This is a genomic window from Micavibrio aeruginosavorus (assembly GCF_051245535.1).
Classification (GTDB): Bacteria; Pseudomonadota; Alphaproteobacteria; order Micavibrionales; family Micavibrionaceae; genus Micavibrio; species Micavibrio aeruginosavorus_D.
Genome location: NZ_CP195303.1, coordinates 712,938 through 732,564 on the forward strand (window position 1 = coordinate 712,938; position 19,627 = coordinate 732,564).

The 19,627-nt window shown below is 55.0% G+C and carries 23 protein-coding genes; 17 read left to right on the top strand and 6 right to left on the bottom strand.

The features are described 5' to 3' along the window. Positions 1 to 90: 90 nt before the first annotated feature. Positions 91 to 774, top strand: coding sequence for a class I SAM-dependent methyltransferase (locus ACSC94_RS03540; protein ID WP_435641684.1), 684 nt, complete (start codon positions 91 to 93; stop codon positions 772 to 774). Positions 775 to 779: 5 nt separating this feature from the next. Continuing rightward, a complete protein-coding gene (locus ACSC94_RS03545; protein ID WP_435641685.1) occupies positions 780 to 1,667 on the top strand; it encodes an alpha/beta fold hydrolase in 888 nt (295 codons plus the stop codon). Between the two features lie 130 nt (positions 1,668 to 1,797). Here the strand turns inward: ACSC94_RS03545 and tkt are convergent, their stop codons facing one another. Beyond that, positions 1,798 to 3,804, bottom strand: a complete 2,007-nt coding sequence (gene tkt, locus ACSC94_RS03550) for a transketolase (RefSeq protein WP_435641686.1) — start codon at positions 3,802 to 3,804, stop codon at positions 1,798 to 1,800. Positions 3,805 to 4,109: 305 nt separating this feature from the next. Here tkt and ACSC94_RS03555 point away from each other — a divergent pair, with 305 nt between their 5' ends. The 5 genes from ACSC94_RS03555 to ACSC94_RS03575 all read left to right on the top strand — a co-directional run bounded on the left by ACSC94_RS03555 (position 4,110) and on the right by ACSC94_RS03575 (position 6,983). Continuing rightward, the gene (locus ACSC94_RS03555) at positions 4,110 to 4,355 is read left to right on the top strand and encodes a hypothetical protein (protein WP_435641687.1); all 246 of its coding nucleotides are present in this window, start codon (positions 4,110 to 4,112) and stop codon (positions 4,353 to 4,355) included. Between the two features lie 4 nt (positions 4,356 to 4,359). Beyond that, a complete protein-coding gene (locus tag ACSC94_RS03560; RefSeq protein ID WP_435641688.1) occupies positions 4,360 to 4,713 on the top strand; it encodes a cell division protein ZapA in 354 nt (117 codons plus the stop codon). A gap of 39 nt (positions 4,714 to 4,752) precedes the next feature. Continuing rightward, positions 4,753 to 5,250, top strand: coding sequence for a hypothetical protein (locus ACSC94_RS03565; protein ID WP_435641689.1), 498 nt, complete (start codon positions 4,753 to 4,755; stop codon positions 5,248 to 5,250). Between the two features lie 319 nt (positions 5,251 to 5,569). Then, positions 5,570 to 6,148, top strand: a complete 579-nt coding sequence (locus ACSC94_RS03570) for a 5-formyltetrahydrofolate cyclo-ligase (RefSeq protein WP_435641690.1) — start codon at positions 5,570 to 5,572, stop codon at positions 6,146 to 6,148. 16 nt (positions 6,149 to 6,164) lie between these two features. Then, entirely contained in the window at positions 6,165 to 6,983 is an 819-nt protein-coding gene (locus tag ACSC94_RS03575; RefSeq protein ID WP_435641691.1) for a TIGR00282 family metallophosphoesterase, read from the top strand. Positions 6,984 to 7,076: 93 nt separating this feature from the next. Here ACSC94_RS03575 and ACSC94_RS03580 read toward each other — a convergent pair whose 3' ends face one another. Together ACSC94_RS03580 and ACSC94_RS03585 are read right to left on the bottom strand one after the other, a co-directional pair. Then, positions 7,077 to 7,643: a hypothetical protein gene (locus tag ACSC94_RS03580; protein WP_435641692.1), complete on the bottom strand. Its 567-nt coding sequence runs from the start codon at positions 7,641 to 7,643 to the stop codon at positions 7,077 to 7,079. A gap of 21 nt (positions 7,644 to 7,664) precedes the next feature. Continuing rightward, positions 7,665 to 8,303, bottom strand: a complete 639-nt coding sequence (locus tag ACSC94_RS03585) for a response regulator (RefSeq protein ID WP_435641693.1) — start codon at positions 8,301 to 8,303, stop codon at positions 7,665 to 7,667. 275 nt (positions 8,304 to 8,578) lie between these two features. Here ACSC94_RS03585 and ACSC94_RS03590 point away from each other — a divergent pair, with 275 nt between their 5' ends. The 10 genes from ACSC94_RS03590 to tolB all read left to right on the top strand — a co-directional run bounded on the left by ACSC94_RS03590 (position 8,579) and on the right by tolB (position 16,136). Then, positions 8,579 to 9,331: a YebC/PmpR family DNA-binding transcriptional regulator gene (locus tag ACSC94_RS03590; protein WP_435641694.1), complete on the top strand. Its 753-nt coding sequence runs from the start codon at positions 8,579 to 8,581 to the stop codon at positions 9,329 to 9,331. Positions 9,332 to 9,348: 17 nt separating this feature from the next. Further along, positions 9,349 to 9,858: a crossover junction endodeoxyribonuclease RuvC gene (gene ruvC, locus ACSC94_RS03595; protein ID WP_435641695.1), complete on the top strand. Its 510-nt coding sequence runs from the start codon at positions 9,349 to 9,351 to the stop codon at positions 9,856 to 9,858. 122 nt (positions 9,859 to 9,980) lie between these two features. Continuing rightward, the gene (locus ACSC94_RS03600) at positions 9,981 to 10,271 is read left to right on the top strand and encodes a GIY-YIG nuclease family protein (protein WP_435641696.1); all 291 of its coding nucleotides are present in this window, start codon (positions 9,981 to 9,983) and stop codon (positions 10,269 to 10,271) included. 21 nt (positions 10,272 to 10,292) lie between these two features. Beyond that, positions 10,293 to 10,931 (top strand): Holliday junction branch migration protein RuvA, encoded by a 639-nt coding sequence (gene ruvA, locus ACSC94_RS03605; RefSeq protein ID WP_435641697.1) that lies wholly within the window; start codon positions 10,293 to 10,295, stop codon positions 10,929 to 10,931. Next, positions 10,928 to 11,968, top strand: coding sequence for a Holliday junction branch migration DNA helicase RuvB (gene ruvB, locus ACSC94_RS03610; RefSeq protein ID WP_435641698.1), 1,041 nt, complete (start codon positions 10,928 to 10,930; stop codon positions 11,966 to 11,968). The genes ruvA and ruvB overlap by 4 nt, the downstream gene beginning before the upstream one ends. Before the next feature lie 118 nt (positions 11,969 to 12,086). Further along, complete coding sequence (gene ybgC, locus ACSC94_RS03615) at positions 12,087 to 12,533, top strand: tol-pal system-associated acyl-CoA thioesterase (RefSeq protein WP_435641699.1); 447 nt, start codon at positions 12,087 to 12,089, stop codon at positions 12,531 to 12,533. Continuing rightward, positions 12,499 to 13,308, top strand: coding sequence for a protein TolQ (gene tolQ, locus ACSC94_RS03620; protein ID WP_435641700.1), 810 nt, complete (start codon positions 12,499 to 12,501; stop codon positions 13,306 to 13,308). Before ybgC ends, tolQ begins: the two co-directional genes overlap by 35 nt. 2 nt (positions 13,309 to 13,310) lie before the next feature. Then, positions 13,311 to 13,751: a protein TolR gene (gene tolR / locus ACSC94_RS03625; protein WP_435641701.1), complete on the top strand. Its 441-nt coding sequence runs from the start codon at positions 13,311 to 13,313 to the stop codon at positions 13,749 to 13,751. Positions 13,752 to 13,810: 59 nt separating this feature from the next. Beyond that, complete coding sequence (locus tag ACSC94_RS03630) at positions 13,811 to 14,788, top strand: energy transducer TonB (RefSeq protein ID WP_435641702.1); 978 nt, start codon at positions 13,811 to 13,813, stop codon at positions 14,786 to 14,788. A 16-nt stretch (positions 14,789 to 14,804) separates the two neighbouring features. Beyond that, positions 14,805 to 16,136: a Tol-Pal system beta propeller repeat protein TolB gene (gene tolB, locus ACSC94_RS03635; RefSeq protein ID WP_435641703.1), complete on the top strand. Its 1,332-nt coding sequence runs from the start codon at positions 14,805 to 14,807 to the stop codon at positions 16,134 to 16,136. A 143-nt stretch (positions 16,137 to 16,279) separates the two neighbouring features. Here tolB and ACSC94_RS03640 read toward each other — a convergent pair whose 3' ends face one another. The 3 genes from ACSC94_RS03640 to ACSC94_RS03650 all read right to left on the bottom strand — a co-directional run bounded on the left by ACSC94_RS03640 (position 16,280) and on the right by ACSC94_RS03650 (position 19,616). Continuing rightward, positions 16,280 to 16,768, bottom strand: coding sequence for an RNA pyrophosphohydrolase (locus ACSC94_RS03640; RefSeq protein WP_435641704.1), 489 nt, complete (start codon positions 16,766 to 16,768; stop codon positions 16,280 to 16,282). Positions 16,769 to 16,899: 131 nt separating this feature from the next. After that, on the bottom strand, positions 16,900 to 18,033 hold the full coding sequence (locus ACSC94_RS03645; protein ID WP_435641705.1) for a divergent polysaccharide deacetylase family protein: 1,134 nt from the start codon (positions 18,031 to 18,033) through the stop codon (positions 16,900 to 16,902). Between the two features lie 83 nt (positions 18,034 to 18,116). Continuing rightward, positions 18,117 to 19,616, bottom strand: coding sequence for a S41 family peptidase (locus ACSC94_RS03650; protein ID WP_435641706.1), 1,500 nt, complete (start codon positions 19,614 to 19,616; stop codon positions 18,117 to 18,119). Between the last annotated feature and the right edge of the window lie 11 nt (positions 19,617 to 19,627).

Genomic DNA, 19,627 nt, shown 5'->3' on the forward strand with positions numbered 1-19,627 from the left:
CGAATATTTAAGGGGGTGCCTTATAAATGGGACTTGACCAGTCCGGTATCTAAATGCGAATGATTTGCATTATTGCCTAAGGAGCGTTTGATGAGCACAGCACCGAAATTAGATACATGGACCACGTCACAAGCCGAGGAAGACCGCATGGTTCCCGGCCATATGCACCATTGGCAAACCATGATCGGCCATGTGCGCGAGCGGGATTTGCGCCATAAAACCATTCTGGATTTTGGCTGTAACCAGGGTGGTTTTATCCAGATGCTGTTCAACACTTTGCCATTTGCCCGGGCCGTGGGTGTGGATATTGCCGAAGGGTCACTGGCCAAGGCCCGCGCGCGGAACCAATTCGCCCCGGCCGATTTTTACCATTCCAGCCAACTGTCCAGCATGGCCAGCACGTTCGACGTGGCCTTCAGCCACGAGGTCATTTATTTGTTGCCCGATTTACACGCCCATGCCAAAGACATGGCGCAGGTTTTGAAGCCGGGCGGGGTGTATTACGCCGCCACGGGGTGCCATACGGATAACCCCCATTGGGCCGAATGGCACAAGGCGATCAGCGATTATTCGAACATCACTGTGCCGCATTACGCGTTGGATGATTACGCGGGCGCATTTGCCGCGAACGGGTTCGCGGTCGAGGCCAAACAGTTCCGCAGCGATGGGTTCATCGCCGTGGAGCCGGATGACAAGGTGTACTACCCAAAGCTGATCGACAAACTGAACTATTACAGCCAGACGAAAATTCTGTTCCGTTTTGTGAAGGTATAAGACAGATGAAAAACGCATTTCCGCACACCGGTATGGTTGATGCCGCCGATGGTTCAGGGCACCGGATTTATTTTGAATCCTATGGCCCCGCCGACGCGCCTGCCTTTGTCATGGTGCATGGAAATTCCGGGAATGTGTTTGATACGTCAAAATTATCGATGTGGGATTTGTCGTCACAGCGCGTGATTATCATTCATGCGCGCGGCGTTGGCCTGTCGACCCCGGCGGGAAGCGTGAAGGAAAACCTGTATCCCAATCTGGCCGATGACATTGAAACCGTGCGTACCCATCTGGGGGTAGGGCAGGTCAGCTTGTTCGGTTGGTCCGCCGGGGCGGCTGTGTGTGCGCTTTACGCCAATAAATACCCGCAAAATGTGCGCGACATCGTGTTCTATGGCGCGTTTATGGGCGGACGAAAAGAGCTGGAAGGCTATTACCAGCGCAGCCAGCAACAATACCCTGATGGATGGAAAAAATTCTGCGCCAATTTTGGTCCGCAAGGGGCGTTTTTTGCCGTTCTGGCCGCGAATACCTACCTGTTGTGGGGGACGGCGCAGGAAAAACGCGATGTAACATTGGCGTATGAACGCGTTTTCGGCCCTTGCAACGTCAGCGGGGCCGCGTTGGACCGCCTGATCGCCAACCGTGTCGTTTTCGCCAACATGGTTGATCAGAATTTCGGTGTTCCGTTCCGAGCCACACTTCCCGTTCCGCAAAACGCCAAATTCATTCGTGGGGCCAATGATTATATTGGCACACCCACCAACGGCGAAACCATCATAGACAATGCGGGTCATGATGTGCATGACCCGCATGTTCAGGCGTTTTTGAAGGGCGTTATGGCGGGTATCGGTGTGCCATCAGCACCCACGCCACAAATGCCCCAGCCATAAACAGATTTGTCATCCCGACAGAGCGAAGCGACGAGGGATCTCATCTTGTGTGTGAAGATGAGATCCCTCACTTTCGTTCGGGATGACGCGGGTGTCCGGGAATGCATTCCTTCTCCCATGGGGAGAGGGTTTATTTTGAGAGTTTTGCCTGCACCTTCTCCACAACCGCCTCAGCCGTAATGCCGAAATGTTTGTAGAGAACTTCCGCCGGGGCTGACTCACCGAAGGTGGACATGCCGACGAAGATGCCATGCGGGCCGATCAGGCGGTCCCATGGCATGCGGATGGCGGCTTCGACCGCGACCTTGATCGTGTCATTGCAGACGAAGGACATGAAGTAGTCCTTGTCCTGTTCCATGAACAAATCCAGACACGGCACGGACACGACACGGGTCGGTGTTCCGGCGGCGTCCAGTTTTTCCTTGGCATCCATCGCAATTTCAACTTCGGACCCGGATGCGAAAATCGTGACCTTGGCATCTTTCGCATCGGCCAGAATATACGCCCCGCGGGCGGAGAGGTTTTCATCCGTGTGCGTGGTGCGCAGGACTTTCAGGTTCTGACGTGTCAGGGCCATGATGGACGGTGCATCCGCCTTGTTAATCGCCAGTTCCCAGCATTCCGCCGTTTCCACGCCGTCGCATGGACGGAACGTGTACGTGTTCGGAATAGCGCGCAGGGCGGCCAGATGTTCCACCGCTTGGTGCGTCGGGCCATCTTCGCCCAAGCCGATGGAATCGTGCGTCATCACATGGATGACACGTTGTTTCATCAACGCACCCAAACGAATGGACGGACGGCAATAATCGGCGAAGGACAGGAACGTGCCAGCATACGGAATAATTCCGCCATGCAAGGCCATACCGTTCATCATCGCGGCCATGCCGTGTTCGCGCACCCCGTAATGGATGTACTGGCCGTTATAATCGCCGGGGGTGATGTTGGCCGGGCCTTTGATCTGGGTCATCACCGAACCTGTCAAATCCGCCGAACCGCCGATCAGTTCAGCGACAGCCGGAACCAGCTTCTCCAGCACTTTGCCCGATGTTTTACGTGTGGCGTCGGCTTTGGCATCGCTGGCGAATTGTTTTTTCAGTTCATTGACCAGCGGGGCAATGTCTTTGGCAACATCGCCGGACAGGGTTTTCAGGAATGCGCCCTTGTTCGCGGACGCGTCCAGACGTTCATTCCATGCGGCATAGTTGCTGGCGCCACGGCGGCCAGCATCGCGCCATGCGGCCAGAACGTCGTCCGGGATTTCGAACGGCGCGTGCGGCCAGTTGAGGTTTTTACGCGCGCCCGCAATTTCATCCGTGCCCAGCGGTGATCCGTGGGACGATGATTTGTTTTCTTTCGTCGGTGCGCCGAAACCGATTTTGGTTTTGCAACGGATCATGCTCGGCTTGTCGGTTGTTTTGGCGTGGGCAATGGCGTGTTCAATCGCGGCCATGTCGTGCCCGTCAACCGTCTGCACATCCCAGTGATAGGATTCAAAGCGTTTGGTCACATCGTCGGAATAAGACAAAGATGTCGGGCCATCAATGGAAATGCCATTATCATCATACAGAACGACCAATTTCGAGAGTTTCAGGTGCCCGGCCAGTGCGCAGGCCTCGTGGCTGATGCCTTCCATTAAATCGCCGTCGGAGGCGATGACATAGGTCCAGTGATTGACCAGATCATCCCCAAACCGCGCATTCAAAATGCGTTCGGCCAGCGCAAAGCCCGGCGCGGTGGAAATGCCTTGGCCCAGCGGGCCGGTGGTGATTTCGATGCCTGCGCTCGGCATCACTTCCGGGTGGCCGGCGGTGATGGCGTGCAATTGGCGGAAATTCTTGATCTGGTCCAGCGTCATCTTCTCATACCCGAGGAGGTAGAGCAGGGCGTATTGCAGCATCGACCCGTGTCCGGCGGACAAGATAAAGCGGTCACGGTCGGCCCATTCCGGATGCTTGGCGTCAAAATTCATGAATTTGGTGAACAGCACCGTGGCCACGTCGGCCATACCCATCGGCATGCCGGGGTGGCCGGAGTTGGCTTTTTCCACGGCATCCATAGCCAGAGCGCGGATGGCGTTGGACATGGTTTTCAAATCGGGGGTGGCGTTCGTCATGATTTTGGCACTCGCTTGGGTCATTGGGGGCCTCGTTTGGTGAAGTGTGGACATACAATGCCGGGGGGATAGGGGCGGGTCAATATCTGGCCTTCATATCATGGTGTCATTCCCGCGAAAGCGGGAATCCAGGGCCAAGTGGCGCAAAACTGTCCCGGTCCTCTGGATTCCCGCTTTCGCGGGAATGACAAAGGGGGGAGGAAAAGGCCTGTGGATGCAATTGTGGACAACGTCCGCCCGGTCTTGACCCAGCGGCTGGAAGGCTGATAATGGCCCGGTTTTCGGGTGTTGTATTACCGTTTTTTGAGACGATTTAGAGGGGCTTTCACGTGTCCACAGCGATCCTTAATGCCTTGAGTGGCCTTGACGATGTGATTGATCGGCTGGAGCAAAATATGGCTCGCCGGGAGAAGGAAACCAAAAGCGTTGCTTCGAAAAAGTCCGGCCAGCCGGATTTGTTCAGCGTTCCGCAACCGCGGACCAGTGGCACCGTTGTGACGCTGGATTCTGCCGTTTTGGCGCGCAAACTGGACGTGGCCATCAGCCGCGTCGAAGAATTGCTGAAAGAGGGTTAAGAACATGGCCGAGGTCAGCCTAGCCATTCATGGTAAATCCTACGGCATTGCCTGTGATGACGGGCAAGAAGCCCGCGTGCGTGAATTGGGCAAGTATATTGACGCCCGTATGCGCGAAATCGCCTCCGCCGGCGCGGCGACCAACGAACCGCATTTGCTGGTTCTGACGGCGCTGGTTCTGGCGGATGAGGTTTATGATCTGCGCGGGGCGTTACAATCGCAAATGGCCGCCCAGCACCAGCAGGAAATGGCCCACGCCGCCCAAATGGATTCCGAAGAGGAACGTCAGGTCGTTGATGCAATCAACCATCTGGCCGCCCGCATTGAATCCGTTGCGGCGCGTTTGCAGAAGATTTAACCAATTTTTTCTTAAACACCGCAAGGGCAGGATCCAACGATGTCTGTATGGAATCGTATTCGCGCGTTTTTTAATAACAGTGCTGCTGAAAAGCCTGCAGTGCGAACTGCACCCGCGGCCCCTGTCGTTGAGGCCCCGGAACCGGTCAAACCGAAACGTGATATCTATGATTTCTCTGACCTGAACACGCTGCGCATGGATAGCTTCCCCATTCTGGAATGCTATCAGGGCCAAGAGCGTCTTTTTTTATCGAATTGCATTGCCAAAGCGCGCACGGGCGGCCCGGATGATGTGTTTGCGTTGGGCAAAGCGCTCCTTGGTTTGATGACGCTGCATTTGGCTGGCACGTCCCTGAATGGAACCACCCAAAAACAAGCGGGTTTCCTGTTCGAAATCGCTGCGGCGGCGGGACATAAAGACGCCGCCCAACTGGCTCAGGAATGCCGTGACCGCCCGCCGATGGAGCCGCCGCATGTCAGAATGTTTATCCTGAAAAAGGACAAATTGGAGCCTTACTCCCCCCGGAACACCCCCTGAGAAGAGTTGCGGGCGATGCCCGAGGGCTCTAATTGCCTGTTTTTACGGTGAAACGGGCTGATCCCTTAGAAAGTTATGGTTTTTCGCCATTTTCTTCTATAATCATAGGTAGGCAAAAGGACCGCTGGGGCTCTCGAGTACACCTTAATCCCTCGGGCCGATAGTCTTTTCGCGCGGGTGCTGCCTCTGTCCGGACCGTGGTCTGGTTATGTGGTGCCCAACCTGGTGAGTTGGGCCAGTAGCGGATAAGATGCATGTGCACGGTTCGTCTGGCACCTTTTGCTCCTTTCTTTTCACTTTCTGACGCCTGATCCTTCTCATGACTGACAATCCCAAGGATAGTATGCGCCGCGAAGCGAAGCGCCACCGTGACCGGATTGATCTGGTCGACGGGGATGCCGATGCGGCAGCCGATTTGTTCATGGAAACAATCGCGCCGAAGCCGGGCCAAATCATCGCCCTGTACTGGCCCAAGGGGCGCGAATTCGATACATTGCCATTGATGGAACGGCTGCTAGCTGCGGGGATCATCTGTGCCTTGCCCGTGGTGATGAAGGATGAATGGCTGTTGCGCTTTGTTGCGTGGGGCGATGGTGACGCGCTGGTTGATGGTCCGTATGGATTGAAACAACCGCCCATTGATGCCAATACGGCTTTTATTGACCCGGATATTTTCATCGTGCCGCTGCTGGCTTTTGACCAGCGCGGAAACCGTTTGGGATATGGCGGCGGATATTATGATGAAACGCTGCGCCATTACCGCGATATGAAAGATGTTATCGCCGTTGGGTACGGATATGCGGAGCAGGCGGTGCTGTTCAACCTGCCCGTCGAAGACCACGACCAGAAACTGGATTACATGATTACACCGCGCACGGTGCGGCGTTTTACGGCTTAAGAAGAAAGAATCAACAATGCGTATTTTATTTATCGGTGATGTGTACGGACGAACAGGGCGTGATGCGCTGGCCAAGCATTTGCCGACATTGCGGGAAAAGCTGAAACCCGATGTCGTGATTGTGAACGGCGAAAACGCCGCGCACGGCATTGGCATTACCGAATCCATCTGCAAAGAATTTTACGGGATTGGCACCGATGTCATCACCACGGGCAATCATGTGTGGGACCAGCGCGAAATTATTTCCTATATCGACCGTGATCCGAAATTGTTGCGCCCGCTGAACTTTCCAAAGGGCACACCGGGCAAGGGGGCGTATAAACACACGCTGCCCGATGGACGCACCATTCTGGTCGTCAATGCCATGGCGCGGATTTTTATGGACCCGCTGGATTGCCCGTTTGTGGCGATGAATGAATTGATCAATTCTTACCGCATGGGGCCGGGCGGCGTGAACGCTATTCTGCTCGACTTCCACGGCGAAGCGACCAGTGAAAAAATGGCCATGGGTCACCATCTGGATGGTCGCGTGTCGGTGGTTGTCGGCACGCATACCCATGTGCCCACGGCAGACGTACAAATTTTCAACGGCGGCACTGCATACCAATCCGACGCGGGCATGACCGGCGATTACGACAGTATTATTGGCGTGCGCAAAGACATTCCCATTGGCCGTTTCATCCGCAAAATGTACACGGAAAAATTCGCCCCGACGGATGGCGAAGCTACAGTGTGTGGGTTATTCGTTGAAACGGATGATCGCAACGGCTGGGCTAAAAATGCAGGCGCAGTTCGCATCGGCCCGCGATTGAAGGAAGAGATTCCGACGTTTTAAGCGCAACCGTTATTTGTCATCCCGGCGAAGGCCGGGATCTTCCAGACATAAGGGATGAAGACCCCGGCCTTCGCCGGGGTGACGATTGGTGATTTAAACCCGATTGATATAATCCAAATCCACCCCATGCCGTTCCGGATGTTTGTCAAAATACCGGGCACAGGCATCGTTGAGGGCGTCGATCAATTCGTCCCCCTGTTTTCCGCCATGGCCCGTCATACCACCCAGAATAATGGCCCGGATGGTGGCGTGGAAGGCGGTGACGATTTCCATGGCGTCGGGGTCAGCGTTTTCGATGACCTCCAGGAATTGCACAAGACGGTCGGAAATACTGGTGATCAAGGCGTAATGGAACATGCCGCCATTGGCCTTTAGCTGCATCACAGGATAGATCACGCCGGCGATTAATTCTTCCGGGTCATCGCTGGGTTTGCGGGCTTTGACACGGTCGATGCCCTTCATCAGGGAGGCCAGATAAATTTCCGCCAGCGGTGCAAAATCAACCGGGTTGTTTTCCAGCAGGGTTTGCGCTTTCTCCAGAATGTCATCACCAATGCCGCCCGTGCCGACTTTTTCTTTCAGCAGGTTTGGTGGGCGGATAAACTCCGCTTTGCGACGTTGGGGTTGAGAAAAATGCGGGGTGTTGGCGTTGTTGTCCATGGTCGGCCTTCCGCTTAACGCTTAAATAAAATCAATATCTTCGGGACGTAAATCAAAACGGTCGCCTTTGCGCATACCGGCATTTTCGCGGATACGGCGCAGGCTTTCATGCGCATCATTCACCTGTTGCTGACGCATCGATTGCATCAGAACGGCGCTCGGGTTGTCTGTATCGCGGCGGAATGGGCCGGAATGAACGCCGCTCGGGGCTGCGCGATTACGACGACGATCAGGCCCAAAGAAATTGCCCGAGCGCACAAACTGGCGTGGGCGTTCAATCACCTGCGCCAGACGTTTGTACAAATCGCGAGCGTTAAACGGTTTGACCAGAAATTCGGTAACACCCGCATCCCGGGCCTGCAACACGCGGCGACGTTCGCTGAACCCCGTCATCAGGATCACGGGCACATACGGGTTCGGGCTTTTTGGATCATTGCGGATTTTGCGGGTGAAGGTGATGCCGTCCACCGGCTTCATCATCCAGTCGGCAATGACCATGTCCGGGTTATATTTGCAAAATTGGTCAAAACCGGATTCGCCGTTCGGGGCGCTGATCACCGTGCCAACGCCAAAGGTGGTCAGCAAGGCCTTGGTAATTTCCAGCATCGGCTGGTTGTCTTCGACAACCAGAATGGTGATGCGGTTAAGCTGATACGTCATGATTTGACCGCTTGTCGTATGGTTTTGGCGTGAATGTGAAGATACCCGGCCCACTTCTCCCTTTATCTTAAAGGGGTTAGCTTGCCAGAGATTTAACGATTACGGAAAACAGGAACGCGGCACACAGAAAATCGTACCACATTTGTGTGGGTTGGCAAACGTGCTATTCTGAAAGGGCCTTGCGAAAGGCGCGGGAATCCGGCATTTTTGGCCGTTTCCGGTGATCCGGATTCTCTTTTTGTTCACGGTCTGAAACCCCCAATAAAGATACGCACATGGCAGGTCATTCCCAGTTTAAAAATATTATGCACCGCAAGGGTCGTCAGGACGCCAAGCGGGCCAAAGTCTTCACAAAAATCGGACGCGAGATCATCGTTGCCGTGAAGGGCAGCGGCCCGGACCCGGCGATGAACCCGCGTTTGCGGGCCGCCATGTTGTGGGCGCGTGAAGAAAACATGCCGAACGACCGCATCAAACGCGCGATTGACAGTGCGATGGGCGTGGGCGCGGATGATAACTACGAAGAAATCCGTTACGAAGGCTACGGCCCGGGCGGCGTTGCCATCGTGGTTGAGGCCTTGACCAACAACCGCAACCGCACGGCGGGCGATGTGCGCGCCACGTTCTCTAAATACGGCGGCAATCTGGGTGAAACCAATTCGGTCAGCTTTATGTTCGACCATGTCGGCCAGATTTTATACCCGGCCAAAACGGCCAGCGCCGATGCCATGTTCGAAGCCGCCGTTGAATGCGGCGCCGAAAATTGTGAAAGCACCGAAGAGAACCATGAAATCACATGCCAGCCGGATGATTTTGCGGCTGTGCGTGATGCGTTGGAAGAAAAACTGGGCGCGCCGGAGAAATCCGCACTGGTCTGGAAACCCAACGTGATGGCTGAGGTCAACGAAGATCAGGCGAAAATGCTCCTGAAGCTTCTCGACGTGCTGGAAGACAATGATGACGTGCAAAACGTCACCACCAACTTCGAAGTGTCCGACGAAATCATGGAGCGTTTGCTCGCGTCTTAAACCGGAAGGGATACCGCATGCGTATTTTGGGCATTGATCCGGGTTTGCAACGCACCGGGTGGGGCGTGATCGAAGCCGAGGGCAATCGTCTGCAATATATCGCGTGCGGCACCATCGCAACCAATCCCACATTGTCCACCGCCGAACGGCTGGCGGAAATTGATGCGGGTTTGGTAGCGGCCATCAATACATGGACACCGGACAGTGCGGCGATCGAAGAAACCTTCGTCAATCGCAACCCGGCGTCAGCCTTGAAGTTGGGCGTAGCCCGCGGTGCGGCCATGGTGGTTCCTGCGCGGATGGGTTTGTCGGTTGGGGAATACCCGGCCAATCTGGTGAAAAAATCTGTGGTTGGCACCGGCCATGCGACCAAGGACCAAATCGGCATGATGATCCGCACCTTGTTGCCCTCTGCCGGTAAAATGGGCGCGGATGCGGCGGATGCCTTGGCCATTGCCATTTGCCACGCCCACCATTATTCCAGCCGCCAAAAAATGGGCGGCATTATGAATGGCGGGGTACGATAAAACACTGTCATGCCCGCGCAGGCGGGCATCCGGCATTGAATAAAGCGCGCGGCTGTGCCGCGCACATATCAGGGGCCAGACCCCCGCCTGCGCGGGGGTGACAATTGGGAGAGGATGTAAGTTTGGAACGTAAAAATTTCTGTGTTTACATTCTTGCCAAGGGACGAAATCAGACATTCTACGTTGGTGTGACATCGGACTTAAAAAAACGCATATGGCAGCACAAGAATGAAATCGCCGATGGGTTTACAAAAGAATATGGTTTGAAGACATTGGTCTATTACGAAGTGTTTGACGATGTAGAACAAGCTATCTTGCGCGAGAAGCGTCTGAAAAAATGGAACCGCACGTGGAAGATGCGGGTTGTGGAAGAAATGAACCCGGATTGGAAAGATTTGTATGATGATCTGTGATGCTAAATCGGGAGGCGTACGATGATCGCAAAACTCAGCGGTATTCTGGATTCTGTTGCGCTCGATTGTTTGATTATCGATTGTGGCGGCGTGGGATATCAGGTGTTTGCCAGTGGCCGCACGCTGTCCCGCGTGGGCCAGCCGGGTGATCCGGTCAGTGTGTTGATTGATACGCATGTGCGCGAAGATCATATCCACCTATTCGGTTTTTATGACGCGGCGGAACAGGCATGGTTCCGTTTGTTGACCAGCGTGCAGGGTGTTGGTGCAAAAGTCGCATTGGCGATTTTAAGCGTTTGCCCACCGGACAAGCTGGGTTACGCAATCGCGGCGCAGGATGTCAGCGCGTTGCGCCAAGCCGATGGTGTAGGCCCGAAACTGGCCACGCGTATTGCGACGGAATTGAAAGATAAAGCAGGCAAGGTTGACCTGACCCCGATGCGCGGCGCGGTCAAGGCCCCGTCGATGAAGACGGATAAACCCGCCGCCGATCAATCCGGTGTGGATGGCGATGCTGTGTCGGCTCTGGTCAATCTTGGCTATGGCCGAGCCGAGGCGTTTGCGGCCATTGCACAATTACGCGCGGCGGGAACCGCGAATGATAATAGCAGCCTGCAAGATCTCATCCGTCTGGCGTTGAAGGAATTGTCACAATCATGAAACAGGCAACCGAGCGCAACCCGGAACTGGAAACCATCAAAACCGAAACCGATGTGGAAGATGCCGCCATCCGCCCCGCACGGTTGGAGGATTTTGTCGGACAAGATAAATTAAAAGACAATCTGCGCGTCTTTATCGAGTCTGCCAAAGGCCGTGGCGACGCGCTGGACCATGTTCTGTTTTTCGGCCCGCCGGGATTGGGTAAAACCACACTCGCACAAATCGTTGCACGGGAATTGGGTGTGGGGTTCCGCGCAACATCCGGCCCGGTTATTGCGCGCGCGGGTGATCTGGCCGCAATCCTGACCAATCTGGAACCGCATGATGTATTGTTCATTGATGAAATTCATCGTTTGAACACCCATGTCGAAGAAGTTTTGTATCCGGCGATGGAAGATCGCAAGCTCGATCTGGTCATCGGCGAGGGGCCAGCGGCCCGGTCGGTGCAGATTGATCTGCCGCCCTTCACCCTGATCGGGGCGACAACGCGCAGCGGGATGATTTCAAACCCGTTGCGGGATCGTTTCGGCATTCCGCTCCGTCTGGAATTTTATGAAGCGAAGGATTTGTGCCGTATCGTTGCGCGCACAGCCGGAATTTTGAATATGAATTTGGCCGATGATGGCGCGATGGAAATTGCACGCCGGTCCCGTGGTACGCCGCGTATCGCCGGGCGTTTAACACGCCGTGTGCGTGATTTCGCACATGTATCCGGGGCAGGGCGTATTGATGCGAAAGCGGCAGATGCCGCACTTCAGCGTCTTGATGTTGATGCGCAAGGGCTGGATGGAATGGATCGCCGTTACTTAACTTGCATCGCCGATAATTACGGCGGCGGCCCGGTTGGCGTTGATACGCTGGCGGCGGCGTTGTCGGACCAACGTGACGTGATCGAAGATGTGATCGAACCGTATTTGATGCAGCAAGGGTTTGTCCAACGCACGCCGCGTGGCCGGATGTTGGCGGAGAAGGGCTACGCCTATCTCGGCCTGACACCGAAGAAGCCGTTGCAGGTCGATTTGTTGGATGAGGCCTAAGCTATGGTTTTCGGGCGCAGCTTTTCCTTTTCGTCATTCCGGCGAAGGCCGGAATCCATACGATCTATTCCATGGATACCGGCCTTCGCCGGTATGACGGATGGTTGGGGAATAAACTATGGCCGCACATGAAATCACCGCCCGCGTGTATTACGAAGACACCGATGCCGGCGGCGTGGTGTTTTACGGCAACTACATGAAATTTGCCGAACGGGGCAGGACGGAATTGCTCCGCGCCATTGGGTTTGAGAACAGCACGCTAGCCCGCGAAGCCGGGGTTTTGTTCGTTGTCCGCCGAATCACGGCCGAATATATGAAACCCGCCCGGCTGGATGACCTTTTGACTATAAAAACCGCCTTAAAAAAGGTGAATAACGCCAGTTTTGAGATGTTTCAGTCGATTTTTTGCCAGAATCAGATGATATTCTCCATGGACGTAACGCTGGTAACCATCAATATGGATGGCAAGCCGGTCCGCCTGCCCGATGATCTTCGGGATAAACTATCCAATTTTTCTGTTTTAAGGATGAATGACGATGACACAAGCTGTCGAACGCGCTGTTGATGCAACCGCACTGGCCGGAACTGCGGTCCATGACTTCACCATGTGGGGCATGTTCATGCAGGCCGACCTGGTCGTGAAGGCGGTTATGCTGGCGCTGGTCTTCGCGTCGGTCTGGAGCTGGGCCATCATTCTTGAAAAACGCCACACGGTAAAAAACCTGAACCGCCGCGCCGATCGGTTCGAAGATGCGTTCTGGTCGGGTGAACCGCTGGATAAACTGTATCAACGTGTGAAGAAGGGGAAACAAGACCCCGTTATCCGCACCTTCGCCGCTGGCATGGAAGAATGGCAAAACGGTGTTGCCATGGGCATGCCGGGCAAGGAAAGCGTGGCGGCCAGCTTGCGCCAGCGTGTTGAACGCGCGATGTCCGTGGCGATTAACCGCGAAATGAACCGTCTGGAGCGCGGCATGACGTTCCTGGCCAACGTGGGGTCCACGGCACCGTTCGTTGGTTTGTTCGGGACCGTCTGGGGGATCATGCACAGCTTTACCGCCATTGCGTCCAGCCAGAACACATCGCTGGCCGTTGTGGCCCCCGGTATTGCCGAGGCGTTGTTTGCGACCGCTCTGGGCCTTGTCGCTGCTATCCCTGCGGTTATTGCCTATAACAAGTTCACGAACGATCTTAATCGCTATGCGGACCGTCTGGATGCGTTTATGTCCGAATTTTCGGCCATTCTGTCCCGCCATCTGGACAGCTACGAGAATAGTCGCGGTGGGGTCGGCTCTCACGGAAAAAAGTCTGATTCTGACACGGAAGTGAAGGTGGCTTAACCATGGGTGCATCATTATCATCAGGTGGCGGCCGTTCCGGGCGTCGCGGGCGGTCTTACCGCAAAATGTCAGACATTAACGTCACGCCGTTCGTGGACGTTATGCTGGTTTTGTTGATCGTGTTCATGGTCACGGCGCCGTTGCTGACCGCCGGGGTTCCGGTGGATTTGCCGAAGTCCGAGGCGAAACAGATCGCGGAAGAAGATAACAAGCCGCTGGAAATTTCCGTTATGAAAGACGGTAAAATTTTCATCGGTGAAACGGAAGTTGAACGCGACCGTTTGATCCCGCTTCTGTCCTCCATGACCAACAACGACCCGGACCGCCGCATTTTCATCCGCGGGGACCAAGGGTTGCCGTATGGTGATGTGATGGACGTGATTGGTTCGGTGAACAAGGCGGGTTTCCGCAAGGTCGCACTGATCTCTAACCCGTCGAAATAAACCGATTTTCACAATCTTGCCTTAAAAACGCCCCGTCGGGCGGGTATTTAGTACACACGATGAACGCAACTGCGCCAAACGATATGCTGACATCCGGGCCACCGCCCAAATATGCGATGCATGCGCCGGATGAAAACCAAATGCCCGCCGGAATGAAATCCGCGCTGATCGGGTCTTTGGTCGTTCATCTTGTTGTGGTTGTTATCGGTACGATGGGGCTGCCGTTCTTTAAAAAAGATTACGTCGACATGTCGCCGCCCATCGCCATTGAGATGGTTGAGGTCGCAGACATCACCACGCGCACAAAGCCCGTTGAGGATTCCAAGCCGGTTGATAAAAAAGAACCGGCCAAGGAACAGTTGAAACCACAACCCGATCGCACCAAACCAACACCGCCGCCACCCGCCGCGAATGACGACGCTCCCGATCGCCCGAAAGAGCCCGAGGCCCCTACGCCTGTGGAGGAATTGGCCGAGCCGGTGAAGAAAAAAGAAGAAAAGCCGAAGGACCCACCCAAGCCCAAGGCCGAGCCGAAAAAAGAACAAATCAAACCAAAGCCAAAGCCGGTTGAAACCAAAGCCGACGCCAAACCGGTTGAGCAGGATGATGCGTTTAAATCCTTGCTGATCGATCTGGCGGAGAAAAAACCGGAATCCACCGATAATACGGGGGACAAGGCGGCGGCGAATACCAGTCCGACACCAGATGCGCCAATTTCTGAACGCCTGACCATGAGCGAGATGGATGCCGTAGTGCAGCAACTGGGCCAGTGCTGGAAATTGATGGCCGGGGCGCGTTATGCCGAGAATTTGATTGTCGAAGTGCGGATGTTCATGAATCCGGACAAGACCTTGCGTGAGGCTCGTATTGTCGATCAGCTTCGTTATAATACCGACTCGTTCTACCGGGCCGCGGCGGACAGCGCCTTGCGCGCGGTCCACAGCCCGGATTGCAACCCGCTGCGCCTGCCGGATGGCAAGTACAATCAGTGGAAAGATTTGAGTATCACCTTCGACCCCAGTGAAATGTTGATGTAAGGGAACACGGATAAAAATGACCCGTAAGTTTTATGCAGTTTTTACTTTGGCTCTGGTTCTGGTGGGGATCGTCCTTTCGACGTCGGCCCAAGCGCAAACCAGCCTGACGGTTAAGAGGGGCGATATTCGCAAAATTCCAATTGCGATTACCAACTTCAACCCGCAATTGCCCCAGCATCAGCAAATCGCAACCGAGATGCCGGATATTATCCGCAACAACCTCGGATCCTCCGGTTTGTTCGAACCGGTGAGCCAGCAATCTTTCATTCAAACGCCGCAATCCATTGCGACCGATGGTGTTCGTTTCCCGGAATGGCGCGCAATCAATGCTGAGGTTCTGGTGACCGGAACGGTCAGCACGTCGCCTGATGGTAAAACACGCGTTGAATTCCGTTTGTGGGATGTGGCTGCGCAAACGCAAATGGCGGGCATGGCCTATACCACCACGCCGCAAAACTGGCGCCGTATTGCCCACATCATTTCGGATGAAATTTACAAACGTCTGACGGGTGAAGATGCGTATTTCGATACCCGTATCGTTTACGTGGCGGAATCCGGTCCGGCGACCAAGCGTAACAAACGTTTGGCGATCATGGATCAGGATGGTTACAACAACCATTATCTGACAGATGGCAGCTATATGGTTCTGACCCCGCGTTTCTCCCCGAACACGCAGACCGTGGCGTATCTGGCCTATTACAACAAAAAGCCGCGCGTCTATATCTACAACATCGACACGGGCCGTCAGGAAGTTCTGGGTGATTTCCCGGGCATGACATTCTCTCCGCGCTTCTCGCCGGATGGGTCCAAGGTCATTATGTCGCTGGCTGAAAACGGGAACACTGAGATCTATACGATGGATCTGAAATCCCGCCGCACGCAACGTCTGACCAATAATGCCGCCATTGATACGGCCCCCAGCTTCTCGCCGGATGGTCAACAGGTGACATTTGAATCCGACCGTGGCGGCACACAGCAATTATATGTGATGAGCGCAGCCGGTGGCGAAGCAAAACGCATTTCCTTCGGTGAAGGCCGTTATGCCAGCCCGGTCTGGTCCCCGCGTGGTGATTTGATCGCGTTCACGAAGCTGTACAAAGGCCAGTTCTATATCGGCGTGATGCGTCCGGATGGTCAGGGTGAGCGTATCATCACCACGGCCTACCACGTTGAAGGTCCGAGCTGGTCCCCGAACGGTCGCGTTCTGACGTACTTCAAGGAAAGCCCGATGAGCGGTGGCGGTAAAACGGCCCGTCTGTATACCATCGACATCACCGGCTATAACGAACGCGTGTTGAAAACGCCGGGCGATGCATCCGACCCGGCCTGGTCGCCGCTGAACCCGTAAGGGATTTGATCAGATAAATAAAAAGGCCGGATTATTTCCGGCCTTTTTTATTTCAATTGTCATTCCCGCGGAGGCGGGAATCCATAGTGATTATACGCTATTCTGTATGGATCCCCGTTTTCACGGGGATGACATGGGATGGGCTAGGGGTTTGAAATATCCGAAAACGCCGCAATCACTTCGCGGTATGTATCGCGTTTGAATGGAACAATCAGGTCGAGGATTTCGTCGAACGATACCCATTTCCATGTTTTGAATTCCGGATCAGCACCGTTGTGTCCAGTGTGGATGACAATATCGCCTTCGGTTCCGGTAAAACGGGCGGCGATCCAGATTTGTTCCTGTCCGCCATATTGCCCATTCCACAATTTCCCCAGCAAATGCGGGGGCAGGGCATAACGCAACGGGCGATCCATGATTCGGAGAATGTCGGCCTTATCCGTGCCGATTTCTTCGACCATCTCGCGGTAGAAGGCAACCTTGATATCCTCACCTGCATCAATACCACCTTGCGGCATTTGCCACGCGCCGGGCGTGTCGATGCGTTCGCCGACAAAGACTTTGCCTTCGTCGTTAAACAGGGCAATGCCGACGCATGGGCGGAACGGGAGGTTTGAGAAATCTTGGGTCATGCTTGTACGCTTTCTTCGTTATTTTTTCTTCAATGTCATTCCCGCGAAAGCGGGAATCCATGGTGGTCATCCATTCCTCTGTATGGATTCCCGCTTTCGCGGGAATGACGTTTGAGGGGGTGTTGCGGAATTTATTTTGCCATCCGCGTCGCTGCGGACAGGGGCGCAAGCACCAAGCCCTTTTTCTGCAAGGTCGGGGCCCATTCGGCCAGCGCCTTCAAGGTCAGGGGATTGGCGTTTACAAACCCAATCGCCGTACCGTTATTGGCGGCGGTGCGTTCCAGTGATGTCAGGGCGGCGGCAATCGCATCCGGCGTCAATGTATGATCGATCCAGAGATTGGTGGAGGCATAAGGCGCATCCATACCCACGGCCATGGTGCGCGGAACATCGGTCGGTTGAATATCACCATCCACAAAACCCAAACCGCGATGATAAATGTCGTTGATCATCGGGCGCATATCGTTCAGCGATTTGATAAAGGCCGGTTCACGCCCCGTCACCACGCCCACATATCCCGTACCGCGTGACAAAGCCCAATAGAGCTTGTTGAAATTCTGTTTTTCAATCGCGTTGATCAGCAATGTCTGCGGCCCCGGATCGCTTAAGGGGTAATCCGCACTTTCAACGGGCAGTTTCAGCCAGACTTCGTGCCCCGCCTCACGCGCGCGGTTCATCCATTGATCCGGTGCGGTGGCGTATGGTGTGATGGCCACGGAAATTTCGGGTGGAAGGTCTTTTAAAACCGATTCCCCAAGCGCTTCAGAAATACCAACATCACTCACCAAAATGGAAATAATCGGCGCGCCCGAGGCCCCAACAGGGCGGAACGGACGGCGATAGGCATCGAATGGGCGTAAACGGTCACCTTCACGCAGGGTGGGCAATTGACCATCGGGCGTGACCTGAAACAATCCCGTAATCGGGGCTTTGGCCATGCCGTTTTCCATGTATTCAACGGCGGTTCCGGCAACGGGTGGTTCGGTTTGCCCGCTTTCAATGGTGGCGGTGGTTTCTTCGGGCTGTGCCTCCGGCGTTACAACGGGGGTTTCCGTTGTTGCGGCGTGATCGTCTGACGCTTCGGTCGCGGGTGTTGTTTCAGCGGGTTCGGTTGTTGTTGCCCCCGGACGTGTTGCGGGTTTTTCCGCGCGCACAATCACCGTCGTTTGTTGTGGCAACGTGGCGTCCAACTTGGCCAGTTCGGCGCGATCCTTCCACCACGCCCATCCGGCAACCAAGGCATAGACGAGAATAACCACAGCCATTCCCCGCATAAATGCGCGGGGAAAACCCGATTTTCCGGTGGGCCCAGTGGCTGTGGTTGAAAGCGCCATGGTCGCGTTACGCCTTACTCTTTCTTCTCATCCGGTTTTGGTGTTTCGGCTACCGGATTGGCGGCGGGTGTTGCACCCTCCAACCGTTGTTCATACAGCATGATGCCCTTCACCAGATCCAGCGCGCGGGCCAGTTGGTAATCTTCCAACCCTTCGCTGGTGGCATCCTTGGCATTCGGATCATCTTTTTTCTTCTGCGCGTCGGCTTCGGCCTTCAGGTCGGCGGGCAGGGAGGATTCAGCTTCGTCCTTCTTCAGCCCGTTATCCAACGCACCGCGCAGATCGGCTTCACCAAAGGAAGAACCTTTTACGGTTTCCAATTTGGCTTGTTCAATGGCGATGTCTGGTTCAATCCCGGTGGCCTGAATGGAACGGCCAGACGGTGTGTAATACCGCGCCGTCGTCAAACGCATGGCACCATGACCCGGCAGCGGGATAACGGTTTGAACGGACCCCTTACCGAAGGATTTCGTGCCTACGACCAACGCCCGGCGGTGATCCTGCAGCGCGCCGGATACAATTTCCGATGCGGATGCAGACCCGCCATTGACCAGAATAACAATCGGCTTGCCATTGGCGATGTCGCCCGGTGTGGCGTTGTCACGTTTGGTGTTGGATTCATCGCGGCCACGGGTGGATACGATTTCGCCCTTGTCCAGGAACAGGTCAGACACGGAAATCGCCTGATCCAGCAAACCGCCCGGGTTGTTGCGCAGGTCGAGAACGTAGCCCTTCAACTTGTCACCGGTTTTGGCTTTGATTTCTTCAACGGCGGTGCGAACGCCGGTTTCGGTGTTCTGGTTGAATGTGGTGATACGGATGTAGCCCAGCGATTCATCGTAAACTTTCCAGCGCACCGATTGAATTTTAATCACGTCACGCACGATGGTCAGTTTAATCGGTTCGGCGGCGCCTTCGCGGCGGATGGTCAGCTCAATCGGCGCGCCAACTTTGCCGCGCATTTTATCGACGGATTCATTCAGGCTGAGACCCACAATGTTTTCGCCGTCCAGATGGGTAATATAATCCCCGGCCAGAACGCCAGCGCGGAAGGCGGGCGTATCGTCAATCGGGGATACAACTTTCACAACGCCGTTATCGGTGGTGACTTCGATCCCCAGACCGCCAAATTCACCGCGGGTCTGCACTTGCATGTCGCCGAAATCTTTTTCATCCAGATAATCGGAATGCGGGTCGAGGTTGGTCAGCATGCCGTTAATGGCAAATTCAATCAGCTCTTCGTCCGTTTTCGGTTCAACATATTGCGCGCGCACGCGTTCAAATACATCACCGAACAGGTTCAATTGTTTGTATGTGTCGCTGCTGTCCGGTACGGCGGTTTGTTTCGGGGCACCGGTGCCGGCCGAGCGGTCATCGCCATTGGTTGTCGGTTTTTCCGGTGTCGTTTGCGCGGGCGCATCGTTCATCGGGGCCGCGTCTTGCGCAAGGGCATGACCCGAGAAAGCGAAGAGGGCAAAAGCAGCAACAGACAGAGCAGACAGACGGGAGATCATTGAAGTGAAGT

Bases quoted from the DNA above. Each gene is read 5' to 3' on its own strand.
- ruvC (WP_435641695.1), top strand. From the start codon at position 9,349: ATGCGTATTTTGGGCATTGATCCGGGTTTGCAACGCACCGGGTGGGGC.
- ybgC (WP_435641699.1), top strand. From the start codon at position 12,087: ATGGCCGCACATGAAATCACCGCCCGCGTGTATTACGAAGACACCGAT.
- ACSC94_RS03645 (WP_435641705.1), bottom strand. From the start codon at position 18,033: ATGGCTGTGGTTATTCTCGTCTATGCCTTGGTTGCCGGATGGGCGTGG.
- ACSC94_RS03540 (WP_435641684.1), top strand. From the start codon at position 91: ATGAGCACAGCACCGAAATTAGATACATGGACCACGTCACAAGCCGAG.
- tolQ (WP_435641700.1), top strand. From the start codon at position 12,499: ATGACGATGACACAAGCTGTCGAACGCGCTGTTGATGCAACCGCACTG.
- ACSC94_RS03640 (WP_435641704.1), bottom strand. From the start codon at position 16,768: ATGACCCAAGATTTCTCAAACCTCCCGTTCCGCCCATGCGTCGGCATT.
- ACSC94_RS03560 (WP_435641688.1), top strand. From the start codon at position 4,360: ATGGCCGAGGTCAGCCTAGCCATTCATGGTAAATCCTACGGCATTGCC.
- ACSC94_RS03570 (WP_435641690.1), top strand. From the start codon at position 5,570: ATGACTGACAATCCCAAGGATAGTATGCGCCGCGAAGCGAAGCGCCAC.
- ACSC94_RS03650 (WP_435641706.1), bottom strand. From the start codon at position 19,616: ATGATCTCCCGTCTGTCTGCTCTGTCTGTTGCTGCTTTTGCCCTCTTC.
- ACSC94_RS03545 (WP_435641685.1), top strand. From the start codon at position 780: ATGAAAAACGCATTTCCGCACACCGGTATGGTTGATGCCGCCGATGGT.
- tkt (WP_435641686.1), bottom strand. From the start codon at position 3,804: ATGACCCAAGCGAGTGCCAAAATCATGACGAACGCCACCCCCGATTTG.
- ruvB (WP_435641698.1), top strand. From the start codon at position 10,928: ATGAAACAGGCAACCGAGCGCAACCCGGAACTGGAAACCATCAAAACC.
- ACSC94_RS03575 (WP_435641691.1), top strand. From the start codon at position 6,165: ATGCGTATTTTATTTATCGGTGATGTGTACGGACGAACAGGGCGTGAT.
- ACSC94_RS03585 (WP_435641693.1), bottom strand. From the start codon at position 8,303: ATGACGTATCAGCTTAACCGCATCACCATTCTGGTTGTCGAAGACAAC.
- ACSC94_RS03590 (WP_435641694.1), top strand. From the start codon at position 8,579: ATGGCAGGTCATTCCCAGTTTAAAAATATTATGCACCGCAAGGGTCGT.
- tolB (WP_435641703.1), top strand. From the start codon at position 14,805: ATGACCCGTAAGTTTTATGCAGTTTTTACTTTGGCTCTGGTTCTGGTG.
- ACSC94_RS03565 (WP_435641689.1), top strand. From the start codon at position 4,753: ATGTCTGTATGGAATCGTATTCGCGCGTTTTTTAATAACAGTGCTGCT.
- tolR (WP_435641701.1), top strand. From the start codon at position 13,311: ATGGGTGCATCATTATCATCAGGTGGCGGCCGTTCCGGGCGTCGCGGG.
- ruvA (WP_435641697.1), top strand. From the start codon at position 10,293: ATGATCGCAAAACTCAGCGGTATTCTGGATTCTGTTGCGCTCGATTGT.
- ACSC94_RS03630 (WP_435641702.1), top strand. From the start codon at position 13,811: ATGAACGCAACTGCGCCAAACGATATGCTGACATCCGGGCCACCGCCC.
- ACSC94_RS03580 (WP_435641692.1), bottom strand. From the start codon at position 7,643: ATGGACAACAACGCCAACACCCCGCATTTTTCTCAACCCCAACGTCGC.